Source organism: Acetobacter sp. P1H12_c (assembly GCF_018811975.1).
Lineage (GTDB): Bacteria > Pseudomonadota > Alphaproteobacteria > Acetobacterales > Acetobacteraceae > Acetobacter > Acetobacter persici.
Window position 1 is genome coordinate 481,233 of sequence record NZ_JACRVR010000001.1, and the last position, 22,906, is coordinate 504,138.

The following is a 22,906-nucleotide window of genomic DNA, read 5'->3' on the forward strand; positions in this document are numbered from 1 at the left end:
GTTTTGGATCAGGGCGGGGGGAGGCAGTTGCTGTCACGCGGTTTCTCACCAAGGGAAGGGCGTAGTCTATAAGCCGGTTAAATGACAGATTATAAACCATTTGTTAAAGTTTCTAGATCTGGAAGACATATTATTTTTTGAATAGAAAAAACTCTGATAAAAATAAAAACAGTTTCAATATTATTAATTTCTTTGTAAATATTGTTTGTTAATAATTAACATAGTTAAATATAGATCAATTAATGCCTCGATTCATTTTTTATGTAAACTTATTTTAGAACGGGGAATACTTTACAGGGTTGTTTATTTTACAGGTTTGCGTTGAATGCGAACAAGAGCAGCCAGAAAAACTGCAAGACTCAACAGGACTGGCAGGCTGCGGCCACAGCGCGCAAACAGAGGTGCAGGGAGTGCTGCGGGCAGGGGGACAACCAGAGTGCCGGTTTTTCCCCAGCCAAGGCGGGCGAGTTCATGCCCAAAACCATCATAGGCAATGGAAATGCCGGTATTGGCTGCACGGGCAATGGGTAGCCCCTCTTCCACCGCGCGCAGCCGGACGGAGGAGAGATGCTGGCGCGGGCCGGCACTGTCCCCAAACCAGGCATCATTCGTCACGTTCGCCAGCCAGCGCGGGCGGTCATGCCGGTCTACTGTCAGTCCGGAGAAAATGACTTCATAACAGACCAGAGGCCCGACGGCCGGGATGCCCGGCAGATGCCATGTCTGCGCACCGGGACCTGCGGCCATGCCGCCTTGGGGGACAATTTGCAGCGGGATGAACGGGGGCTGATATTCGCCAAAGGGTACCAGCCGGGCCTTGTCATAAAACGCCGTCATCTCGCCACCGGGCGCCAGTGCGATAACAGAGTTCCGGTAACGCCCGTTATCATCCACGCGCAGCGCGCCAATAAATCCGGCATCAGCCCCCTGTGCCCAGTCCATAATCATCTGGCGGGCGCGGGGGCTGTCCTGCAACAGGCCGGAACCGGGGAAGGCGGTCTCGGGCCACAAAAAGACAATCGGCCGCGTCAAGGCATCCGCAAAGGCTGGCTGTGGTTGCAGCTTGCGCGCCTGAAGGACCCCGTCTGCGGTCAGATGCAGGTAGCGCATGAAAATATCACGCGGGTTAAGGTGCCCGACTTTTTCCGTTTCCGGCACGTTGCCCTGTACGAGTACGGTCACGGGTCCAGCCTCTCCGGCGGGGTGAACCGTGTTCAGGCGGATAATGCTCGCTGTCAGGCTTGCGCAGAGCATAAAAGCTGCGCAGGCCGCAATGCGCAGGCGGTCAGCGCGCCGTGGGAAGACAAGTGCGGAACGGCCCATGTGGACCCGCACTGTATCTTGCAGGGCCTGACCACCAAACAAAGCGCCGAGAACCACAAAAAACGTCAGGCCGTCCACGCCAATCCATGCGGCAGGCTGGATCAGCACGTCTCCTACCGCACCGGGAACAGCCAGCGCGCTGCCCAGCGGGTTCCATGTAAACCCGCTGAACAGAAACACACGACCCATATCAAAGAGGGTCCAGCTTGCGGCAAGGGCCAGAAGGCGGCGCGGTCCCGCCGGGGCAAGGTAACTGAATGCTGCCGCAGCCGCGACCATGGGGGCCAGAATCAGGGCGCACCCCAGTGAAGGGAACGGCACAAACCACCAGAATTCTTCAGCCCGGATCATCACCGCGTTTACCAGCCAGTACAGGTTGGCGGTATAGAAGGCAAAGCCGAAGAGTGCTCCGGCCCACGCGGCGTTTTTCCAGCCTGATGCCCGGTTTATGGCGCGGCCCAGAGCAGGAAACGTTATGAGCAGAACCGGCAGGCAATGGACTGGCGGCAGAGCGAGGGCCGAGAGTGCGCCCATGCCCAGCATCAGGCCTGCCTGACGCCAGCGGGCAGGTCGGGTATGTGGGGCCTGTTGGCTGGCCGCAGGCAGGCTGCGTTGCGGAGCGCGCCAGAACGCCAGCCGGGTCAGCACTGAGCTGGCAGGATGCACGGAAGTGTTAGGGGCGAAAAAGCAGGGAAGGCCGGATCAGCCCATAAAACCTGCTTAGTCGAGCGCATCACGCAGGCGGCGTTCATAATGGCGGTAATATTTGTCAGCCAGCAGTTCACTTTTCACCAGAACGGCAACGTCCGTGGTGTTGAACTGCGGATCAATCACCGCGCCGTCACCCACATATCCGCCCAGACGCAGATAGCCTTTGATCAGCGGCGGCAGGCGGGCCAGTGTTTTGCGGAAGTCGATGGAATGCGGATCAACCCGCAGCATGTCCACGCGCCGTTCCGGCAAGGCCTTCACGCGCAGAGCGGGGGGAGCCAGATGGTTGTGGTAGAGATAGGTCAGCTCATTGGCGATGGAATCCGGGTTGGTGCCCGGCAGGCTGGCGCAGCCAAACAGCACATCAATGCGGTGCAGGAAAATGTAGGAGGCAATCCCGCGCCACAAAAGCTGCATTGCAGCGCGGCCGCGATAGTCTTTATCCACACAGGATCTGCCAACTTCCAGCAGACGCCCCGGAAATTCCGTCAGGGGGGAAATGTCATATTCACTGGCGGAGTAGAAGCGGCCAATTTTGGCCGCGGCATCGCCCTGCACAAGCCGATAGGTGCCCACCACGCCGCGTGCGTCGGACGCAATGGCGTGGTCAATAACCAGAAGATGGTCGGCAACGGCATCAAATTCATCAATGTCGCGCTTCAGGCGCAGGGTTTCTGCGTCCGGGTGCGCGCCCATTTCTTCATAAAAGACGCGGTAACGCAGGGCTTGTGCGGCGTCGCGTTCATCGTCAGTCGTGGCAATGCGGACGCTCAGATTGCCGCCCCGGAGTTCCGGAAAGCCCTTGCGTTCCAGATCCAGCGTGGAGAGGGAGCCTGAGGGCAACTGGTCCGTGCTCAAGAGGCGGCTCCTTTGCGCTTTGCAGCCTGAGGGGCCTTGCCTGCCTGCGCGGTTTGCGGGCGCTTTTTGCCAAACAGTTCAAGCCGCATGGATACAAAGTCAAACCCCAGCCGTTCGGCCACGCGCCGCATCAGCTCTTCATGCTCAGGGTCTTCAAACTCAATAACCTTGCCATTATCCACATCAATCAGGTGATAATGGTGGCGGCCATGTTCCGTGGCTTCATAGCGGGCGCGGCCCCCGCCAAAGTCACGCCGTTCCAGAATACCTTTTTCTTCCAGCAACCGCACAGTGCGATAGACTGTGGCGACGGAAATGCGGGAATCAAGCGCTGAGGCGCGACGATAGAGTTCCTCTACATCGGGATGATCATCCGCGTCTGACAGAACGCGTGCGATAACGCGCCGCTGCCCCGTCATCTTCAGGCCATGTTCGATGCACAGCTGCGCAATCCGTGATTCTGTCGACTGTGACTTCAAGGGCGCAAATCCTGCTTGTTACCACCTGCGTTCATGAACCATCAGGTAGCCGAAAAGGGGGAGGGTTGTCCAATTTTACACAGACCCGCAGGTTTTTTAAGCTCTGATTTCAAATGGTTTCTATACCCGGCCTGTGCGGCCGTTCAGGAGGAGTGTCTATGGAAAACCCGGCAGGCCCGTCAGAAAAGCAGAATGCGGATTCGGCGCCGTCCGCAGCGCTTATGCTGGATATCACGCATGAAAAATGCCCGATGACATTTGTGCGCACCCGTCTGGCGCTGGACGGGATGGCGGCAGGGCGTGTGCTGGTGGTGCGGCTGAGGGGGGAAGAACCGCACAGAAATGTCTGCCGGTCCGTGCTGGCGCTGGGGCACACCGTTCTGGCTGAGCAGGCGGCAGAGGATGGCAGCATCGTGCTGACAGTCCAGAAAAAAGACCCCGCACCGGCAGGCTGAGGGCAGCCGCCGGACGGGGTCTGAGAACGCGCCCTGCCCTGAAAGTCAGGGATCAGGCCTAGTTGTTCATGGCCTCGAAGAAGTCGTTGTTGGATTTGCTGTATTTGAGCTTGTCCAGCAGGAAGTCCATGGCGTCCATCGTGCCCATAGGGGCCAGAATACGGCGCAGGACCCACATTTTGGACAGGGTGGCACGGTCCACCAGCATTTCTTCCTTACGGGTGCCGCTCTTGGTGATGTCAATTGCGGGGAAGGTGCGCTTGTCAGCCAGTTTGCGATCAAGGATCAGCTCGGAGTTACCCGTGCCCTTGAACTCTTCAAAAATCACTTCATCCATGCGGCTGCCGGTATCAATCAGCGCCGTGGCGATAATGGTCAGAGAGCCGCCTTCTTCAATGTTACGCGCCGCACCGAAGAAACGCTTGGGGCGCTGGAGGGCGTTGGCGTCCACACCACCGGTCAGCACCTTGCCGGAGGACGGCACAACCGTGTTGTAAGCGCGGGCCAGACGGGTGATGGAGTCCAGCAGGATCACCACATCGCGCTTGTGTTCCACCAGACGTTTGGCTTTTTCCAGCACCATTTCCGTCACCTGCACATGGCGGTGGGCCGGTTCATCAAAGGTGGAGGAAATCACTTCACCGCGCACGGAGCGGGCCATGTCGGTCACTTCTTCCGGCCGCTCGTCAATCAGCAGCACGATCAGGAAGCATTCCGGATGGTTGGCGGAAATGGAGGAGGCAATGCTCTGCAGCATGACCGTTTTACCGGTGCGCGGCGGAGCCACAATCAGGGCGCGCTGGCCCATACCGATGGGGGCGACCAGATCAATCACGCGGGGCGTGAAATCCTGCGTGCTTTTGCCTTTTTTGCCTTTGGCCTCACTCACCGGCGGGGCAGCGTTTTCCACTTCCATCTGCAGGCGGCGCTCAGGATAGAGCGGGGTGAGGTTATCGAAATTGATGCGGTGCCGGACGGCTTCCGGCGCTTCAAAATTGATGCTGTTGATTTTCAGCAGCGAGAAATAGCGTTCGCCATCCCGCGGGGCGCGGATCTGCCCTTCAACCGTATCACCCGTGCGCAGACCAAAGCGGCGCACCTGAGCGGGGGAGATGTAAATATCATCCGGACCGGGGAGGTAGTTTGATTCGGGAGAGCGGAGGTAACCGAACCCGTCATGCAGGATCTCGAGTGTGCCATCACCGTAGATCGCCTGATCGTTATCGGCCAGTGTCTTCAGAATGGCGAACATCATGTCCTGCTTGCGCAGGGATGATGCGTTTTCAATATTCAGGTCTTCGGCACAGGCCAGAAGATCGGCCGGAGACTTGGCCTTGAGTTCCGCAAGATGCATTTAGGAATGCCCTGACTGGCAATAGTTCAGAAATGGGGAGGTCCGGACCAGTCTTGCGCAAAGCCCGGAAGCACGGGGTGGCACAGCACAGGTGCGCCACGGCGGCCCGGATAGCAGGATGATCCTGACATGAGGGAAAGCACTGGACAGGTGAAGTCAGCCAGTTCTGGGGGCGAAGAATAAGTCCGCAAGTCTGGTTCGTCAACCAGACTTTACAGGCGCCCAAAGGGTGTCAGGGTGTATCAGGGGGCAGCGGCTGGCGTGACAGCGGCCTGCCAGGTGTCCCGGCTGAGCCAGTATTGTGAAACCGAGGTATCGGGCGAGATGAAATTGGTCACCTGAGACCAGAGCTGGCTGGGTCTGGGGCGGGTGGTCAGCGCGCCGGACAGCAGGGTGGCGGAGCAGGGGCCATCCAGCGTGATATCCCGGTCAGAAAGGGTCACGTTCAGGTGGCAATGGCTTAACTGTGCGGAGCCGGGAGCGGTGAGGGTCCCTGTGACCGGTCCGGCATCCAGAGGGCGCATGGCGGAATCCAGCCGCATCATCTCCCCTGCGACGGTGCCGGTGCCGGTCTGATGCAGGCCGATCAGAATGCGGCGGTTATGCGCGGAGGCCAGGCCACCATAGCGCAGGGGTTCCGCACTGAGCTGGTTGAAAAGAGCCTGATAGGTTGCCTGACTGATGGCCGGGTTTGGTCTCGCCGCCGCCAGTCCGGTGGCGGAGGAGGCAACACTCAGGAGGCAGACACCCGCTGCGGCCAGTGCATTACGCAGCGTTCTGGCCGCCTGCCTCTGTGTTGCGCAGTGAGAGCGGGAAAACAGTGTGCGCTGTGTCATTTAATGCCTCCAAGCCATCCTTTGCGCCAGAACCACAGGAGCGGCAGCGCGACGGACGCCGCCATAAGCCCCAGTGAATACCAATAGCCAAAGGACCAGTTAAGTTCCGGAATATCCTTGAAGTTCATGCCATACACCCCGGCAATCAGGGTGGGGGCCACGCCGATAAAGCTGACAACGGTCAGCACCTTCATCACGCCGTTCTGCTCGATACTGATAAAGCCCAGCGTGGCATCCAGCAGAAACTCAACCTTGCTGGCCGCCTGAGAGACATAATCACTCAGGGAGGACAGATCGCGGTTTGCGGTTGCCATGCGGGACCGCAGAGCGCCGGAGAGAGCATAGGGCGCGTTGTCTGTGGGCAGGGTTGTGACGCCAGCTTCAAACCGCCGGGATGTGACGGGCAGGCCGGAGGCCGGGGCCATGCCGTCCTTTTTGCTCTCGCTTAAAAAAATGGTGATGCGTTCCAGCCCCAGCAGAGTGTCCCGCACGCGTGAACACAGATCCCCGGAACTGCCGACGCGCTCCAGTAGTTCCCGCTGCCAGGCGGCAATACTGCGGACGGCAGGCTTGTTCTGTCGCCGCTTGAAAATATCTCTGGAAAGCTTGTCCAGCAGCATGCCGACACTTTCCAGAATATCCGCCAGCCGGTCCACAATGGTTTCAATCAGGGCCACCAGCACTTCGCCGGGGCCAATGGGGGCGGGTACGAGAGTTTGCGGCTGCGGCTGCGGCTGCGGCTGTTGTTGTGGCGGGGCGTTGGGTGGGGTGGCTTCTTTCTGCTCCTGCCTGGGGGTGACAACCGTGCTAGGTGCCGGTGTGGCGGCCGGGGAGGGGGGCAGCGTATGGGCCGCCACAAGCTGCGCCACACTCTCAAAAGATGGGTAGGGCTGATACCGGATGGTAATGAGGCGTTCCGCCGTCAGCACAAACCCGACCGGGAAAGCCTCAAACTCCAGCCCCGTTTTCTTGAGCAGCGGCGTGGACAGAAATGCAGCGCCATTCCGCACACTGATGCGCGAGGAACTTTCAATCTCGTTCAGATCATCCAGCGTAGGGAGCGGCTGGCCGCAGATGCGCGCAGCCAGATCCTGCTCCTCCGGCGTGGGGTTGAGCAGGTCAATCCATGCTACGCCGTGGGCGTCGGCCTCACTCTCAATCGCCCGGGCCGGGGCACCGGGCTTGTGGGCCAGAAACATGAACTTCTCCTTGAGCGTGGCAGCAGGGCGCAGTCGCGTGTGTCGCCCGGCCAGACCGCGGTGGCGCGGGCGGCGCAAATATGACCAGAGCAGCCGGGCAGTGACAAGTGACAGTCCTGAATAGCCCCCAACCACCTGTTTGCATCCGCTTATTCGCTCTCTGTCACGGGGATATGTTCAGAGCGTGCGCACACCTGCGTGGGATCACGAAAGGTCTTCACACAGGACAGGGGTTTTTCCTCAAGGTTATCTCAAAATTTAGACATCCTCCCCTCTGGGCAAGGGCTTGTGGCTTCTGGTAAGCCAGACGTTCTGTTTTGGGGCAGGGCGGCCCCGGCATAAGACGCAAAAATCAGGAGCGGCAGAATCCCCCATGGCGGACCCGGCAGCACAGCACAGCACAGCAGCAACTCAGGCTAATTCTCTCCGGCATGGCCCGGATGCGCGCGGCCATTTTGGTGGCCGGTACGGCGGACGGTTTGTTGCGGAAACCCTCATGCCGCTGCTGCTGGAACTGGATCAGGCCTATGAGGCGGCAAAGGCGGACCCGGCGTTCCATAAAGAGCTGGAATTTTACCTGCGCGATTATGTTGGCCGCCCCAGCCCGCTCTGGTTTGCCCGTCGTATGACGGAAGAGCTGGGGGGTGCTAAAATTTACATGAAGCGTGAGGAGCTGAACCACACCGGCTCTCACAAGCTCAATAACGTCATGGGGCAGATTCTGCTGGCCCGCCGCATGGGGCGTACCCGCATTGTGGCGGAAACCGGGGCCGGGCAGCATGGCGTGGCCACCGCGACCGTGTGTGCCCTGTTTGGCATGACATGCGTGATTTACATGGGGGCAACGGACGTTGAGCGCCAGAAGCCCAACGTGTTCCGCATGCGTCTGCTGGGGGCGGAGGTGGTGCCGGTTACCGCCGGGGCCGGAACGCTGAAAGACGCCATGAATGAAGCCATGCGCGACTGGGTTGCCAATATCGCGGATACCTACTTTCTGGTGGGTACGGTTGCTGGCCCGCACCCCTATCCGGCCATGGTGCGTGATTTCCAGAGCGTGATCGGGGATGAAACCAAAGAGCAGATGCAGGCGCAGGAAGGCCGTCTGCCAGATGTGATTGTGGCCGCCATTGGGGGTGGGTCCAATGCTATGGGGATTTTCCACCCGTTTCTGGATGATCCCTCTGTGCGCCTGATTGGCGTGGAAGCTGCTGGCTGTGGTCTGGATAGCGGCAAGACGGCGGCATCCATTGAGCGGGGCCGCCCCGGTGTGCTGCATGGCAACCGCACCTATCTGCTGCAAAACGCGGATGGGCAGATTGATGAGGCCCACTCCATCAGTGCCGGTCTGGACTATCCGGGCGTGGGGCCGGAACATTCCTGGCTGAGCGATATTGGGCGTGCGGAATATGTTGGCGCGACGGATGATGAAGCTCTGAAAGCCTTTGAGCTTTGCACCCGCACGGAGGGCATTATTCCAGCACTGGAATCCGCGCACGCCATTGCCTACGCTGCCAAAATTGCGCCGACCCTGCCGAAAGAGACCCTGCTGGTGATCAATATTTCCGGTCGGGGCGATAAAGATATTTTCACCGTTGCCGAGCATCTGGGAGTGAAGCTGTGAGCCGTATTGCCGCCCGTTTTAAAACACTGGCCGCAGAAGGGCGCGGTGCACTCATCCCGTATCTGGAAGCCTTTGATCCGGATTTTGAAACGTCTCTGGCGCTGCTCAAGGCGATGCCTGCCGCGGGTGCGGACCTGATTGAAGTCGGGATGCCGTTTTCTGATCCCTCAGCCGACGGCCCGGTCATTCAGCTCGCCGCGCGCCGGGGCCTGAAGGCCGGGGCAACGCTTGCGGGTGTGCTGGACCTGATTGCGGATTTCCGAAAGGATGATCAGGCCACACCTGTTATTCTGATGGGCTACCTCAATCCGGTAGAAGCCTACGGCCATGCGCGCTTCTGCGAGGATGCTGCTGCTGCCGGGGTGGACGGCCTGATTCTGGTCGATCTGCCGCCAGAGGAAGCCGATATTCTGGAAGCCCCTGCGCAGAGCGCCGGGCTGGATATTATCCGTCTGGTGGCTCCCACAACGTCGGATGAGCGGCTGCGTTACGTGCTCTCTCATGCGTCCGGCTTTGTTTATTATGTGAGCATTACCGGCATTACGGGCACGCGCACGGCCAGCGCGGAAGATTTGCAGGCGGCTCTGCTGCGCATCCGTGCCGCGACGGACCTGCCGGTTGCCATCGGTTTTGGTATCCGCACCCCTGAGCAGGCCGCGACGGCGGCCGGTATTGCGGATGGGGCCGTTGTGGCGTCTGCCCTGTTGTCTACTCTGGCTGACACACTGGATACGGACGGCAAGGCGACAGATCAGACACTCCCCCGCGTGCTGGAGCAGATTAAAGGGCTGGCTGCCGCCGTGCGCGCCGGGGAGAAAAAGGCGGGATGACTCGTCTTTTGCAGCATTTTTACGCTTTTGCATCCGCTTTGCAGGGATGACGCACCCCTTCCGTGTGAGTGTGATCGGCGGCGGCCCGGCAGGACTGGCCGCCGCCGAAGTCCTTTCTGCCGCAGGCTGCGCCGTGCAGGTTGTGGAGCACATGCCAAGCCTTGGCCGCAAAATGCTGATGGCCGGGCGTGGCGGCCTGAACATCACCCATTCTGAACCTCCGGAACCGTTTCTGGCCCGCTATGCCGGGGCCGCTTCGTGGCTTGCGCCCTTTCTGGCGGCATGGAGCACGGAGGATATCCGGCAGTGGATGGCAGGGCTTGGGCAGGAAAGTTTTGTCGGCTCTTCTGGCCGCATTTTCCCCAGCGTCATGAAGGCCTCTCCTTTGCTGCGGGCGTGGCTTGCGCGGTTGCAGGGGCAGGGGGTCACGCTGCATCCGCGCACCCGCTGGACGGGCTGGGATGCAGCCGGGCATCTGACGTTTGCGCAGTCTCCCGCCAAAAATCCGTCTGAAGCAGGCGAGAGGGTGTCTGATGCAGCGGGGCAGGCACAAGACACCTCGCTTTTTGCCGCGCCGGACGCGGTCATTCTGGCATTAGGCGGGGCAAGCTGGCCACGTCTGGGGAGTGATGGCGGCTGGGTTTCTCTGCTGGAACAGCGGGGCGTTGCTGTCTCAGCTTTGCGTCCGTCGAATTGTGGCTTCCAGGTCGCGTGGTCAGAGCCTGTCCGGGAACGATTTGCCGGAACACCGCTCAAGCCGGTCGCACTCACGTTTGCGGGGCAGACCGTGCGGGGGGAACTGGTGGTGACGGCGTCCGGACTGGAAGGGGGCGCGCTCTATGCGTTATCTGCGCCGCTGCGGGAGCATCTGGCCCGGCATGGGGCGGCGGAGCTTTTGTGTGACCTGCGGCCCGATCTGTCTGTGCAGGATCTGGCAAAACGGCTGGCTGCTGTGCGCCCGCGTGAGAGCCTGTCCAACAAATTACGCAAGGCCCTGCGCCTGCCGCCGGTAGCGGTGGCCCTGTTGCGGGAGGCCGGGCCTGTGCCTGCGTCCATGCCCGCTCTGGCGGCACGAATTAAAGCCGTGCCTGTGCGGCTGACGGGCGTGGAGCCGCTGGCCCGCGCTATTTCCACCGCCGGAGGGATTACGCAGGCCGCGTGTGATGACCGGCTGATGCTGCGTGTGCTGCCCGGTGTTTTTGCGGCTGGTGAAATGCTGGACTGGGAGGCGCCGACGGGCGGTTATCTGCTGCACGCCTGCCTTGCAACCGGGCGGGGTGCCGCGCAGGGTGCGCTTGCATGGTTGCGGGAGACCCATCCGGAGCGGTATCGGATGCCCCTATGAGCAGCAACATGATCGTGATGGGTGATGTGCCGGGGGGTGGCCCGGCACGGATGGACCTTGCCGAACTTCTGGCCACCCGGCTTCTGGTGCAGGGCAATTCCGGGTCCGGCAAGTCGCATCTGCTGCGGCGTCTGCTGGAGCAGTCGGCCCGCATGGTGCAGCAGGCGATTATTGACCCGGAAGGCGATTTTGTCAGTCTGGCGGAAAAATTCGGCCATCTGGTGATAGACGGGGCCGAGTGTTCGGAAATGGCGCTGCATGCCGCCGGGGAACGGATGCGCATGCACCGGGCCTCTGTCGTGCTGAATCTGGAAGGTCTGGACGCAGACCAGCAGATGAAGTGGGCTGCGGCGTTTCTGGGCGGCATGTTCGAGGCCCCGCGAGACTACTGGTACCCCGTGCTGGTGGTGGTGGATGAAGCCCAGCTTTTTGCGCCTGCTGCCGCCGGTGAGGTCACGGATGAAGCCCGCCGCGCCTCGCTTGGCGCGATGACCAACCTGATGTGCCGTGGCCGTAAACGTGGTCTGGCAGGCATTATCGCCACGCAGCGTCTGGCCAAGCTGGCCAAGAACGTGGCAGCGGAAGCCTCCAACTTCCTTATGGGCCGTACCTTTCTGGATATCGACATGGCCCGCGCGGCGGACCTGCTGGGCATGGAGCGCCGACAGGCGGAAGCCTTCCGGGATCTGGCGCGGGGCACCTTTGTCGCCCTTGGTCCGGCGCTGAGCCGCAGGCCAATCCCCGTGCGGGTTGGCGCGGTGGAGACGGAAAGCCGGTCCGCTGGCCCGGTGCTGACACCGTTTGAACCAGCCTCAGCCCCGGTGCATGACCTGATTCTGGCCCCTGTGCCGCAGGCAGAAACATTTGCCCGACCCAGAAAGCCGCCTGCCGCCCCCCCGCCGGACCTGTTGAGCCAGCTTGCCGCGCATGGCGAGGCACAGGCCACCGCCCTGCAGGAAGAGCAGCAGCAGGAGGAACCGCCGGAAGATCAGGCCGAGCGGGAAGCCCGCATGAACGCCATTTTGCGGGACATGCTGGCGGATGATGAAACATCTTTCCGGGCTCCTGCCGTGCTGTATCAGGATTTTCTGGTGCGCTGCCGGATTGCCGGGCTGGGCCGCAATGCACTGGACCTCAAGGCGTTCAATCGCGCGCTGGCCACGGCCCGTAGCGGTGTGAGCGAGGATATGTCCACCACGCCGGACTGGCAGCAGGCGGAGGCGCTGGCCAACGCCCTGCCGGAAGACCTGCAATCCGTTTTCCTGTTTCTGGCGCGTGCGGCCATTGGCCGTCTGCCGTGCCCGTCCGATGCGGAAATTGCCCGCGTCTACGGCACGGTCTCGCAGGCGCGCGCCCGGCGTCTGGTGGAATGGCTGGAAGACCGGAATATCATTGTCCTGCGGGCTGACGGGATGGGCCGGCGCGTCATTACCGTCATTGGTCCGGGGTGGGAGACGCTGCCCGGCGTCCCTCAGGGGTGAAACTCCTTAAAAAAGTGCTGGTGTGCGGGCATGACGGGCGTGGCGTGCGGTGCTATAGGCCGAAGCATGACGGATGACCCGCCCTTTAGCCCGGCTCTGCTCCCGGCTGGCTTTGTAGACCTCCTGACCCCCGATGCCCGGACTGAGGCAGAAGGGGTTGCGACCCTTATGCGCGTGTTCGCCTCACATGGTTATGACCGTGTCAGGCCGCCGCTGATGGAGTTTGAGGAGACCCTGCTGGCGGGTTCGGGCGCGACTCTGGCGGACCAGAGCTTCCGCGTGATGGACCCGGATACCCGCAAGATGATGGTCCTGCGGCCCGATATCACCCCGCAGATTGCCCGTATGGCTGCGACTCGGCTTGGTGCCGCCCCGCGCCCCCTGCGTGTGTCCTATTCCGGGGCCTGTGTGGTGGTGATGCCTGCCGCTGCGGAAGAAAGCGGGCGGCAGATCATGCAGGCCGGGATTGAGCTGATTGGCCCGGACAGCCCGCAGGCGGACGCGGAAGTGATGTCCGTGGGGGCGGAAGCCCTTGCCCAGCTCGGGGTGCCGGAGGTCTCGTTTGACCTGACAATGCCGCCGCTGGTGCCCGCTTTGCTGGAAGAAGCGAGCATTTCCCCCAGCGTGCGCCCTGTACTGATGCGCGCTCTGGACCGTAAGGATGCCGCCGCTGTGGCGGAACTCGGCGGCTCGCTTTCCGAGACGCTGATTGCCCTGCTGCGGGCCGCAGGCCCGGCGGAGCAGGCGCTTGACCAGCTTGCCCATATCAGCCTGCCGCCGCGTGCCCGCGCCTTTAGTGAGCGTCTGGCCGCAACGGTTGCCGCCGTGCGCAAAACCGCGCCGGCTCTGCGGCTGACGGTTGACCCGGTCGAATTCCGTGGCTGGAAATATCATACCGGCGTGTGTGTGACGGTGTTTGCCGTCGGCCGCGCCGAAGAGCTTGGCCGTGGTGGCCGCTACCTCTCCAGTGATAATGAACCCGCCTGCGGGCTGACGTTCCGGCCGGATGTGCTGTTCCGCACCATTCCGCCTGCGCAGCCCTGCCCGCGCGTTTATCTTGCCCCGGATGCGGATGCACAGGTTGCAGCGCGTCTGCGGGCGGAAGGGCATGCCACGCTGGCGGCCCTGTCCTCCACGTCTCACGCCGCAAGTCCCGAACAGAACCGGGCCGAGGCGCAGCGTCTGGGGTGCAGCCACATTCTTTCCGGTGCAACGTGCACAAAGCTTGACTGACCCTTTCCACCACGGGGCATGGCTCAGCCTCCCCACAGGTTTTCAGGCAGATTTTCCAGGAGCAGACCGTTTATGTCCAACGTCACGGTGATCGGCGCCCAGTGGGGCGATGAAGGCAAAGGTAAAATTGTAGACTGGCTGGCCAGCCGGGCAGACATTGTTGTGCGCTTTCAGGGTGGCCACAATGCCGGGCATACGCTGGTTGTCGGCAATCAGGTTTACAAGCTTTCCCTGCTGCCCTCAGGGGTCGTCAGCGGCAAGCTGGGCATTATCGGCAACGGCGTGGTGGTGGACCCGCAGGCGCTGCTGGCGGAAATTGGCCGTATTCAGGAACAGGGGCTGACGGTGACGCCGGACACCCTGAAAATTGCGGAGAACGCTCCGCTGATCCTGCCCGTGCATGGTGCGCTGGACCGCGCGCGTGAAGCTGCCCGTGGGGACCGTAAGATTGGCACCACAGGCCGCGGGATCGGCCCGGCCTATGAAGATAAGGTGGCCCGCCGCGCCATCCGCCTGTGTGATCTGGCCGAGCCGGAAACGCTGGACTGGAAGCTGGACGAGCTGCTGCTGCACCACAACACGCTGCTGGCTGGTCTGGGTGCCGAGACGTTTAAAAAGGAAGAGCTGATGGCCTTCCTGACAGAAATTGCCCCCAAGGTGCTGCCGTTTATGGCGCCGACATGGGATATTCTGGATGAAGCCCGTCGCGGTGGCCGCCGGATCCTGTTTGAAGGCGCTCAGGCTGTGATGCTGGATGTGGACCACGGGACCTATCCGTTCGTCACCAGTTCCAACACTGTTGCCTCCAATGCAGGCACCGGGGCTGGCATGGGGCCGAACGCCGCCGGTTTCGTGCTGGGTATTGCTAAAGCCTATTGCACCCGCGTGGGGGAAGGGCCGTTCCCGACAGAACTGTTTGATGATGTTGGCCGCAAGATTGGTGAGCGCGGGCATGAGTTTGGCACGGTGACGGGGCGTCCGCGCCGCTGTGGCTGGTTTGATGCCATTCTGGTGCGCCATGCGGTGCGCGTGGGCGGTGTGAATGGTCTGGCGCTGACCAAGTTGGACGTGCTGGACGGGTTCGATGAAATCCGCATCTGCGTGGGCTATGATCTGGATGGTGAAAAAACCGACCGCTTCCCGTCCTCCCCGGCGGCGCAGGCCCGGATCAAGCCGATTTTTGAAACCATGGAAGGCTGGAAAGACACCACGCACGGTGCCCGCCGATGGGCCGACCTGCCGGCTCAAGCCATTAAATATGTGCGCCGGATTGAAGAACTGGTGGGAGCGCCCGTTACCCTGCTGTCCACCAGCCCGGACCGCGATGATACCATCCTGATGCGTGACCCGTTTGAAGACTGATTAAACATCCATTCTGAAAACGGCGTTCAGACCCGCTACGTGATTTTCGGCCTCCTCTTATCTGAGGATGCCGGGGGCACAAGGCGGGTCTTTTTTATCCAGAACGGCAGGGGGCCGTCAGTCGGCCTGCATAATGGCCATTTCCATGCCGTTGGGGTCCCGGAAATGGAAGCGGCGGCCACCGGGGAAGCTGAACGGCGCTTTGCTCAGAGTGCCTCCGGCCTGAATGACGGCCTTTTGTGCGGCCTCCAGATTTTCGACACACACAACAGGCAGGGGTGCCGCAGGGGCTTCTGTTGCGTCGCCCTGTAAGCCCAGATCTACGTTACCTGTCATGGTGCAGGCATAGTCCGGGCCAAAGTCTGTCAGGCTCCAGCCAAAAACGCTCTCGTAAAACGCTTTGGCTTCTTTCAGATTCCGGGCTGGTAATTCAACAAAATTGATATGCGCCATCCTGCTCTCCCCCTGTCTGCGCCGTGCCGGACGAAGCAGCACGCGGCTCTTTGTCAGCTTAAAAGCGGAGAGTCAGTTCGGGCAAGCAGGAGTGAGGGGGCAGGATGCGGGGCTTACAGGCAGGTTACGCAAGCACCTGCCACCTGAACCCGTGCAACCGGCAAACCTTGTAACCGGGCAAAACCCGTAAATGTTCCTGAACGGTGCCAGACGCCGTGTTGTCTGGAGCCAGCGCCGCCGTCAGGGCGTAGGGTGCATCGGGTTTTGCTGCATGGCCGTCGCGGTATCCGCGTCTGCAAACGCCCCGAAGAGACCAGACGCCGGATACAGTGCCCGGATACGCTCCTGCTGGGCTTTGTTTTCCAGCGTGGTGCAGATGCCTTCCAGCATCCCCAGTTCGAGCAGTCCGCGTTCAGAAAAGGAGCGGGAGATCTGGTTTTGCAGGGTCTGGAAAAAGGTTCTGCAGCGCTGCGGCAGAAATGTGCGAAAAATACTCATGCGAGCGTTTCCTGGAGGCGCATCCGGCACAATTGCCGGTCCGGCTCCTGAGCGCTCCATAATCCAGAATTCCGGAGCTTGCATAGAATGATTTTGCACCCCAGCAGAGCTTTCCCGGCAGAGGTCGTAAAGTGTGTAACTTTTGTGACACCGGTTGTTTTTCCTCAGTCCCCCGGCTTATTCTGCGCGCGAATCGCTATGGGGTGTTCATGACACACAATGCAAGTGTTCTCGTTGTTGAGGATGACCCGGCACTCTCCCGGCTGATCTGCTATAATCTGGAAAAGCAGGGCTATGACGTGCGGTTGGCGGGGGATGGCCATACAGCTCTTGACCAGATCAGCCGCCGTGCGCCGGACCTGATTTTGCTGGACTGGATGCTCCCCAATATTTCCGGGCTGGAAGTCTGCCGGCAGTTGAGAGAGCAGCCCAAAACAAAGTCCATCCCCATTATCATGCTCAGTGCGCGCGGGCAGGAGACGGACAGCGTGCGCGGGCTGGAAATTGGCGCGGATGATTATCTGATCAAGCCATTTGGCATGGAAACGCTTTTTGCGCGCGTTAAAGCCATGCTGCGGCGGCTGCCCCCTTCAGGCAATGTGCTCAAGTTTGAGTCTCTGGTGCTGGACCGCGTGGCGCACAAGGTGGAGCGCAACGGGCGTCTCCTGCCTCTGGGGCCGACGGAATACAGACTGCTGGAATTCCTGATGACGCATCCCGGTCAGGTTTTCTCGCGCGAGGAACTGCTGGAACAGGCATGGGAGCGCAGCTCCTGTGTGGAACTGCGCACTGTGGACGTGCATATCAGACGGCTGCGGCAGACGCTGAACGCAGGGGATGAGAAAGACCTGATCAGAACTGTCCGCGCCCGGGGATATGCACTTGATATGCCACAGGACTAAGAGCGTTCTGACGCAGCGGAGTGCCTGATCATGCATGAGGCACTCGTTGCTGTTGCAGGCGTGCTGGTTGGCAGCGGGCTGACCGCAAGCCTGCTGGCAGCCCGGCTCCGGCCGGAAAAAACAGAAACGCCCCGCTACACTCAGGACGATACGCTTCAGTTTTCCAGAACCGCCGTGCCGGAAGGGGTGGAACAGGTCATGGCCTGTGTGCCCGCGGCGACGATGGTGCTGGATGAGGAGCGTCGGCTGCATTATGCCTCACCAGAGGCACACCGGATTTTTGCGGATACGCTGGGCAGTATCAAACGGCACCCCGCTTTCCAGACGGCGCTGGACCGGCTGGCTGAGCGAAGCACAGAGGCTGCTGTCACGTCGGAAACGGCCCGTATTGTGCTGGATGTCCCGCATCACAGGGTCATACAGGCCCGTTTCCAGCAGCATGTTCTGCCTGCTGTGCTGTTTACTGGTGCGCGGGGTATGAGCGCCTCGACAGAACGCGCGCACAACGCACTGGTTTTTGTCGCGCTGTGTGATGAAACGGAAGCCGATAATACCGAGCGCCAGCATACGGATTTTGTCGCTTATGCCAGCCATGAACTGCGCACGCCGCTTGCTGCCCTCATGGGGTTTGTGGAAACGCTGCAAGGTCCGGCGGCGGATGACCCGGAAGCCCAGCAGGAATTTCTGGGGATCATGGCCGCACAGGGCAAGCGGATGCAGCATCTGCTGGATGATCTGCTCTATCTGTCCCGCGTACAGCGTGTAGAGCATCAGCGCCCGCGCGGGTCTGTGGCGCTGGCGGATCTGCTGGCCCGCCTGAAGGCCGAGTCTCAGGCGCTGTTCCGGCTAAAAAAAGTCAGGCTGACCATTGAGTCTGTGCCAGACCCGGCATGGTGCGTTGCCGCAGATACCAGCCAGCTTGTGCAGGTGCTGATCAACCTGATTGAAAACGCCGTCAAATATGGCTCCTTGCCGCATGATGGCGGCGCATCGCCCGCCCTGCACGTAACAGTCTCCTGCACGCTTGCTCCGCCCGATTCACGCTGGCCAGCCGGGCCGGGGGTTGTGCTGAGTGTGACGGATAACGGGCCGGGCATTGCCGCACGGCATCTGCCCCGGCTGACGGAGCATTTTTATCGTGTGCCCAAGACAGCCGCCTCCGTGCAGGGCAGCGGACTCGGGCTCGCCATTGTGCAGCATGTGGTCACGCGGCATGGCGGTCGCTTTGCGGTGGAAAGCACGGTGGGCAAGGGCACAACATGCAAAATCTGGCTGCCGCTTGCGGCTGCGTCCGCTGTCACAAAACCTTCATAAAATAGTCTTGAACATGTCATGCCGTGGCGAAGCTAAACCCGCTAAGGCTTGTCCCCGACGTAACGATTTGCGTCGTTATTTATGATGTCCAGGGATAAAACCGAAATGCGTCTTTCCTTCAGGCCTGCTCTGTGTCTGCTTGCTGCAACGTGCTTGACCGCTGCACTGCCGAGCATCTCCCGGGCTGAAAGCGTCACTGGCGCGGGTTCCAGCTTTGCCGCCCCGATTTATGAAGCCTGGGGTGAGACCGCCAAGACCGCCGCTGGCGTGACGGTAAACTACCAGAGCGTTGGCTCCAGCGCCGGACAGAATCAGGTTCTGGCAGGAACGGTTGATTTCGGTGCCTCCGATGCGCCGATGGATGCAAAAAAGATTGAATCCGCCGGTCTCTTTCAGTTCCCCACGGTTATGGGCGGCATTGTGCCCGTCATTAACATCCCGGGCATCAAGGCTGATGCGCTGCGCCTGAGCGGTGCTGTGCTGGCTGGCATTTATTCCGGTGAAATCACGGAATGGAATGACCCGAAAATTGCAGCCCTCAACCCGGGTGTAAAACTGCCTGATATGCCGGTTGCCCCTGTGCACCGTGCGGACGGGTCTGGCACCACGTTTGTCTTCACGTCCTATCTGGCCGGGGCTTCTGCCTCATGGCACGATTCTCTGGGTGCCAGCACCTCCATCTCATGGCCCGGTGGTCTGGGTGCCCGTGGGAATGATGGTGTTGCTGCAACTGTGCAGAACACGGAAGGCGCTATCGGGTATGTTGAATATGCCTATGCCAGCCGCAACCATCTGACGACTGTCAAGCTGCACAACCGTGCGGGTGAAGATGTTGCTGCAAATCAGGCAAGTTTTGCCCACGCAGCAGAAGCCGCCGACTGGCAGCATGCGTCTCACTTTGCGGTCAACCTGCTCGATACGCAGGGTAAAGGGGCCTGGCCGATTGTTTCCGCAACTTATGTGCTGACTCCGATCGCTCCGAAAAATGCTGCACGCGGTGAAGCCGTTCGCACGTTCTTCACCTGGGCGTTTGAAAAGGGTGATGCAACAGCACAGAAGCTGGATTATGTTGCTCTGCCGCAGGCTGTTAAAACCAGCATCCTGTCCGCATGGAAAAGCGCAAAATAATCCTTCCCTTATTTTATAAATACTTTTTAGAAGACTTTATAAAAAATCCTGTTCATAAAGTCTTTTGATATGTGAAGGCGGGCTGAATTATTCAGCCCGCCTTTTTTGTCATACAACTGTAACGAAAGCATCACGAAACCATCACGCACAAAGTGCGTTCGCCGGGATATTCAGCGTTCATCTTCTCTCCTCTGGAATGGCAATGATGCGCTGTAAACCGGTTATTTCATCTCTTGCGTTTGCTTCTTTTCTGATGGGTGGCGCAGCCCCCGTCGCAATGGCATCCTCCTCTGATGATGCGCAGATCCGCGCTCTTCGCCTTGAAATGGCGCAAATGCGCAAAGAGATGATGGGGCAGATCACAACGCTGAAATCCCGTCTCGCCCGCACAGAAAGCGTCTCTCACAAACAGGACCACATGAGCACCGCATCAGCTCATGGCGGTCGTGCTCATCGTGAGATTGCCTCCGGACCGGTTGACCCGAGCGTGCAGTTCAATGAACCCGCTCCCTTTGCAAACCGCATTCATCTGGCCAATGCCGGCACCCCGACGTCTGACCGCGGGGACGTCATGTCCTGGAAATCTTTCCGCGCTGCCACCAAGAGTGATGAAAACGTGCATGTCGGCGGCATGATCGTCGGCTTCCCGAAAGGTCGTTTCACGGTTGCGTCTGAAGATGGTGCTTACGGCCTGTCCATCGGTCTTGCGTTCCATGAAGATTTCGGCGGCTTCTTTAATTCCGGACCGCGCGGGAACGAAGCGCGTGGCGCGTTCAACAGCTTTACCAGCAACATGCGCCGCCTGCGTATCCCGTTCACCTTCCGCTACAAAAACTTTGTTGCGGCTGTGACACCTGACTTTGGCGCAAACCATAATGACGGATATGTCGGCCTGTATGAAGGCAACCTGAACTATACCGGCCTGCACAACACCATCCTGACGGTAGGCTACTTCCAGCCGCGCGTGACGGAAGAAGATTCCGAAAGCTCCAACGACTTCTTCACGCTTGAGCGTCCCAGCATTACCGACATGGTGCGTAACATCGCCGCGGGTGACGCCCGCTTTAGCGTTGGTGGTCTGCACTATGAAAAACGCTGGTGGATTGCAGGCTATTTCACCGGTCAGGAATGGGGTCACCGCAACGCATCTGACATGAGCAGCACGTATTACGGTGGTGGCAGCGGCTCTACGGTGGACAGCCAGACGGGTGCAACCCTGCGTGTTGCCGGGCGTCCGGTTGCGACGAAAAACTGGGATGTGCATATGGGCGCTTCCGGGATTTCTGCCTTCCGTCTGGCCTGTAACTCCACGGATGCCTATCACTGCTCACGCTCCACATCTTTCGGCCAGCGTCCTGAGTTTGACATTGGTGAAGCCAACCTGGCTGCAACCGGTGGCATCAGCAATGCCGCACAGGTCTGGGCTGCTGGTCCGGAACTGGGTGTTCGCTGGAAGCGCCTGATTGTGAAGGGTGAATACTATCACGTGGGTGTTCAGCGTGACGCGCCGGGCCTGAAATCTGCTGGTTTCCAGGGCTGGTATGGCTCTGCGGCTTACACGCTGTTCGGCAACCCGCGTCTGTATAATGAAAAAGAAGGTGCTTTCGGTGCTCCGGGTGTGCCGGAAGCTCAGGAATTTGACCCCGCCCGTAACCACTGGGGTGCGCTGGAAGTTGTCGGCCATTACAGTGTGATCGACCTCAACAGCCGCCTGAACGATGCCAACGCGAAGAACGTTGTGCGTGGTGGTCAGCAGACGGTCTGGACGGGTGGCCTGAACTGGTATCCCAACCGCCACTTCCGCATCATGCTTGATTACAGCCACTTCATCGTGTCCCGCAGCATGCAGGCCACAAACATCTACGGCCGCACGGGTAACTCCGTTGCTGCCCGTATTCAGGCAGGTTTCTAAAACACGGTCTGAAAGAGGCCTGACCGGGGCTCTTTCAGCACGATTGTCCTGACCGAATGATAAAAACCCCCTTCAGGGCCGCCTGAAGGGGGTTTTTTATGGTCTGTTTTTTAGAATGATCTTGTTGAAAATAGTATTTTGGAAAAAGGCTTTATCTAACAGTCCCTGTAAACAGAGACTGGGAGGACCGCCGTGCGAGCGCCACAATAGTCAGACCAGCCTGTTCCGCCAGCCGCAAAGCGCGGGTGGTTGGCGCGGAAATAGCGACCAGCGTTGAAAAACCCGCCAGAATGGCTTTCTGCACCATTTCAAAAGAGCAGCGGCTGGTAATCAGACAAAATCCTTCAGAAAAACAGACATTTTGACGAAGGCCTGCACCAATCAGTTTATCCAGTGCGTTGTGGCGGCCCACATCCTCACGGATCATGCGCAGGTTGCCATCTGCCGCGCACCATGCGGCACCATGTACCATATGCACCTGTGCGTTCAGCGTCTGATGCCCGGCCAGAGTGTTGACGGCGTGCCGGATAGCGGCAAGAGGGATGGGGGGCATGGCGGGCACAGTCGGCAGGGCCGTGTGCAGACTTTTCAGATCCTCGCTCCCGCAAACACCGCAGCCTGTCCGGCCCGTCATGGCGCGGCGCGACTGTAACAGCCGCCGGAAGTCCTCCCCGGCAATATCAAGAAAGAGGGTTACGCCATCTTCCCCGATCTCTGTTCTGACAGCTTTGATGGAGGAGGGGTGCGAGACAAGGCGCTCTGTAATGGAAAACCCATAGGCGTAGTCTTCAAGATCCTGAAGGCTTGCCATCATCACCGCGTAGGGCACACTGTTAAACACAAAGCTGACCGGGGTTTCTTCCGCAATGGCCAGTGTGGTCGTCTCTGTTTCCGTCTCGGTAAAACGGGTGACAGGCCAGTGGGTCATGACAAAGTCAGACACGGGTCAGGCCTCCATGGGCCAGTGCGCGGGCATAGGCGTAATCATCGGGTGTGTTGATATTGAAAAACAGATCCGGAGTGTGGTCAGGAAACACAACGTCCTGCACCCCCAGCGATGCGGCAAAACAGCGGATGCGGCGTTTGTCCGGACTGTCCGGTTGCTCAAGCCAGTGTTCCAGAGCAGGCCGGCACGCCACGGGCCAGCTTGCCACCAGATGATGCCGCCGGGTCTGTGTGACGGCAACAGCCGGGGCAGGTAGCAATTTGTGGGGCAGGTCCGCCGGAATAAACGGCGTGTCTCCGGGGACCGTGATCAGCACGGAACAGTTTAAGGTCTCTGCCCAGCGCAGGCCTTCCAGAATACCTGCCAGTGGCCCCATGTCAGCCTCGGTGTCTGGCAAAACAGGCAGGTTCCACGGTGCAAAACGCGCGGCATCCCCATTGGCGCTGATGGCCAGCGCGCTGCACTGGGGGCGGAGTGCTGTCAGCACGTAATCCAGCACCGTTTGAGTCCTGGAAAGGGGGAGAAGGGGCTTATCACATCCGCCAAGGCGGGAGCCGGAACCACCTGCCAGCACAAGGGCCGCAATGCGGGAGAGAGGGAGAGAGGCGCTCATAGTGCGGAGCATCGGCCTGTTGCTTTGGGGAGGCAAGGGCTTTTCCGCCGCAT

At 60.2% G+C, this 22,906-nt stretch carries 21 protein-coding genes; 11 read left to right on the plus strand and 10 right to left on the minus strand.

Annotated elements, in window-relative coordinates; all coding sequences use genetic code 11:
* Window positions 1-303 precede the first annotated feature (303 nt).
* From lnt to KP699_RS02290, 3 genes are all read right to left on the minus strand, one after another.
* A complete protein-coding gene (gene lnt / locus KP699_RS02280; protein ID WP_215761522.1) occupies window positions 304-1,866 on the minus strand; it encodes an apolipoprotein N-acyltransferase in 1,563 nt (520 codons plus the stop codon).
* Between the two features lie 177 nt (window positions 1,867-2,043).
* Window positions 2,044-2,892: a GNAT family N-acetyltransferase gene (locus KP699_RS02285; protein WP_025826283.1), complete on the minus strand. Its 849-nt coding sequence runs from the start codon at window positions 2,890-2,892 to the stop codon at window positions 2,044-2,046.
* A complete protein-coding gene (locus tag KP699_RS02290) occupies window positions 2,889-3,311 on the minus strand; it encodes a transcriptional repressor (protein ID WP_035373694.1) in 423 nt (140 codons plus the stop codon). Before KP699_RS02290 ends, KP699_RS02285 begins: the two co-directional genes overlap by 4 nt.
* A 281-nt stretch (window positions 3,312-3,592) precedes the next feature.
* Between KP699_RS02290 and KP699_RS02295 the strand changes: the two genes are divergently transcribed.
* Window positions 3,593-3,826, plus strand: coding sequence for a sulfurtransferase TusA family protein (locus KP699_RS02295; RefSeq protein ID WP_252346751.1), 234 nt, complete (start codon window positions 3,593-3,595; stop codon window positions 3,824-3,826).
* A 58-nt stretch (window positions 3,827-3,884) separates the two neighbouring features.
* Here KP699_RS02295 and rho read toward each other — a convergent pair whose 3' ends face one another.
* The 3 genes from rho to KP699_RS02310 all read right to left on the minus strand — a co-directional run bounded on the left by rho (window position 3,885) and on the right by KP699_RS02310 (window position 7,215).
* Window positions 3,885-5,180, minus strand: coding sequence for a transcription termination factor Rho (gene rho, locus KP699_RS02300; protein ID WP_077930506.1), 1,296 nt, complete (start codon window positions 5,178-5,180; stop codon window positions 3,885-3,887).
* A gap of 242 nt (window positions 5,181-5,422) precedes the next feature.
* On the minus strand, window positions 5,423-6,016 hold the full coding sequence (locus KP699_RS02305) for a hypothetical protein (RefSeq protein WP_215761469.1): 594 nt from the start codon (window positions 6,014-6,016) through the stop codon (window positions 5,423-5,425).
* Window positions 6,013-7,215 carry a magnesium transporter CorA family protein gene (locus KP699_RS02310; protein ID WP_215761470.1) on the minus strand — a complete coding sequence of 401 codons (1,203 nt, stop codon included), beginning with the start codon at window positions 7,213-7,215 and terminating at the stop codon, window positions 6,013-6,015. The genes KP699_RS02305 and KP699_RS02310 overlap by 4 nt, the downstream gene beginning before the upstream one ends.
* 373 nt (window positions 7,216-7,588) lie before the next feature.
* Between KP699_RS02310 and trpB the strand changes: the two genes are divergently transcribed.
* The 6 genes from trpB (at window position 7,589) to KP699_RS02340 (ending at window position 15,087) form a co-directional block, all read left to right on the plus strand.
* On the plus strand, window positions 7,589-8,836 hold the full coding sequence (trpB, locus tag KP699_RS02315) for a tryptophan synthase subunit beta (RefSeq protein ID WP_212353897.1): 1,248 nt from the start codon (window positions 7,589-7,591) through the stop codon (window positions 8,834-8,836).
* Complete coding sequence (gene trpA / locus KP699_RS02320; RefSeq protein ID WP_215761471.1) at window positions 8,833-9,666, plus strand: tryptophan synthase subunit alpha; 834 nt, start codon at window positions 8,833-8,835, stop codon at window positions 9,664-9,666. The genes trpB and trpA overlap by 4 nt, the downstream gene beginning before the upstream one ends.
* A 46-nt stretch (window positions 9,667-9,712) precedes the next feature.
* The gene (locus KP699_RS02325; protein ID WP_215761472.1) at window positions 9,713-11,011 is read left to right on the plus strand and encodes a TIGR03862 family flavoprotein; all 1,299 of its coding nucleotides are present in this window, start codon (window positions 9,713-9,715) and stop codon (window positions 11,009-11,011) included.
* Window positions 11,008-12,492, plus strand: coding sequence for an ATP-binding protein (locus KP699_RS02330; protein WP_215761473.1), 1,485 nt, complete (start codon window positions 11,008-11,010; stop codon window positions 12,490-12,492). The genes KP699_RS02325 and KP699_RS02330 overlap by 4 nt, the downstream gene beginning before the upstream one ends.
* A 30-nt stretch (window positions 12,493-12,522) precedes the next feature.
* Window positions 12,523-13,725 (plus strand): ATP phosphoribosyltransferase regulatory subunit, encoded by a 1,203-nt coding sequence (locus KP699_RS02335; protein WP_215761474.1) that lies wholly within the window; start codon window positions 12,523-12,525, stop codon window positions 13,723-13,725.
* A gap of 72 nt (window positions 13,726-13,797) precedes the next feature.
* Window positions 13,798-15,087, plus strand: coding sequence for an adenylosuccinate synthase (locus tag KP699_RS02340; RefSeq protein ID WP_215761475.1), 1,290 nt, complete (start codon window positions 13,798-13,800; stop codon window positions 15,085-15,087).
* 117 nt (window positions 15,088-15,204) lie between these two features.
* Here KP699_RS02340 and KP699_RS02345 read toward each other — a convergent pair whose 3' ends face one another.
* On the minus strand, window positions 15,205-15,540 hold the full coding sequence (locus tag KP699_RS02345) for a VOC family protein (RefSeq protein ID WP_215761476.1): 336 nt from the start codon (window positions 15,538-15,540) through the stop codon (window positions 15,205-15,207).
* 240 nt (window positions 15,541-15,780) lie between these two features.
* Window positions 15,781-16,038, minus strand: coding sequence for a hypothetical protein (locus KP699_RS02350; RefSeq protein ID WP_215761477.1), 258 nt, complete (start codon window positions 16,036-16,038; stop codon window positions 15,781-15,783).
* A 209-nt stretch (window positions 16,039-16,247) separates the two neighbouring features.
* Here KP699_RS02350 and phoB point away from each other — a divergent pair, with 209 nt between their 5' ends.
* From phoB to KP699_RS02370, 4 genes are all read left to right on the plus strand, one after another.
* Window positions 16,248-16,940 carry a phosphate regulon transcriptional regulator PhoB gene (phoB, locus tag KP699_RS02355; RefSeq protein ID WP_077930497.1) on the plus strand — a complete coding sequence of 231 codons (693 nt, stop codon included), beginning with the start codon at window positions 16,248-16,250 and terminating at the stop codon, window positions 16,938-16,940.
* 30 nt (window positions 16,941-16,970) lie between these two features.
* Entirely contained in the window at window positions 16,971-18,254 is a 1,284-nt protein-coding gene (locus KP699_RS02360; protein ID WP_215761478.1) for a cell wall metabolism sensor histidine kinase WalK, read from the plus strand.
* Between the two features lie 105 nt (window positions 18,255-18,359).
* Entirely contained in the window at window positions 18,360-19,382 is a 1,023-nt protein-coding gene (gene pstS, locus KP699_RS02365; protein ID WP_086656022.1) for a phosphate ABC transporter substrate-binding protein PstS, read from the plus strand.
* 196 nt (window positions 19,383-19,578) lie between these two features.
* A complete protein-coding gene (locus KP699_RS02370; protein ID WP_077930494.1) occupies window positions 19,579-21,294 on the plus strand; it encodes an OprO/OprP family phosphate-selective porin in 1,716 nt (571 codons plus the stop codon).
* 151 nt (window positions 21,295-21,445) lie between these two features.
* On the opposite strand, the gene fdhD is transcribed toward KP699_RS02370, so the two are convergent.
* Together fdhD and KP699_RS02380 are read right to left on the minus strand one after the other, a co-directional pair.
* Complete coding sequence (gene fdhD, locus KP699_RS02375; protein ID WP_308164787.1) at window positions 21,446-22,237, minus strand: formate dehydrogenase accessory sulfurtransferase FdhD; 792 nt, start codon at window positions 22,235-22,237, stop codon at window positions 21,446-21,448.
* On the minus strand, window positions 22,230-22,853 hold the full coding sequence (locus tag KP699_RS02380) for a molybdenum cofactor guanylyltransferase (protein WP_215761479.1): 624 nt from the start codon (window positions 22,851-22,853) through the stop codon (window positions 22,230-22,232). The genes fdhD and KP699_RS02380 overlap by 8 nt, the downstream gene beginning before the upstream one ends.
* Window positions 22,854-22,906 lie beyond the last annotated feature (53 nt).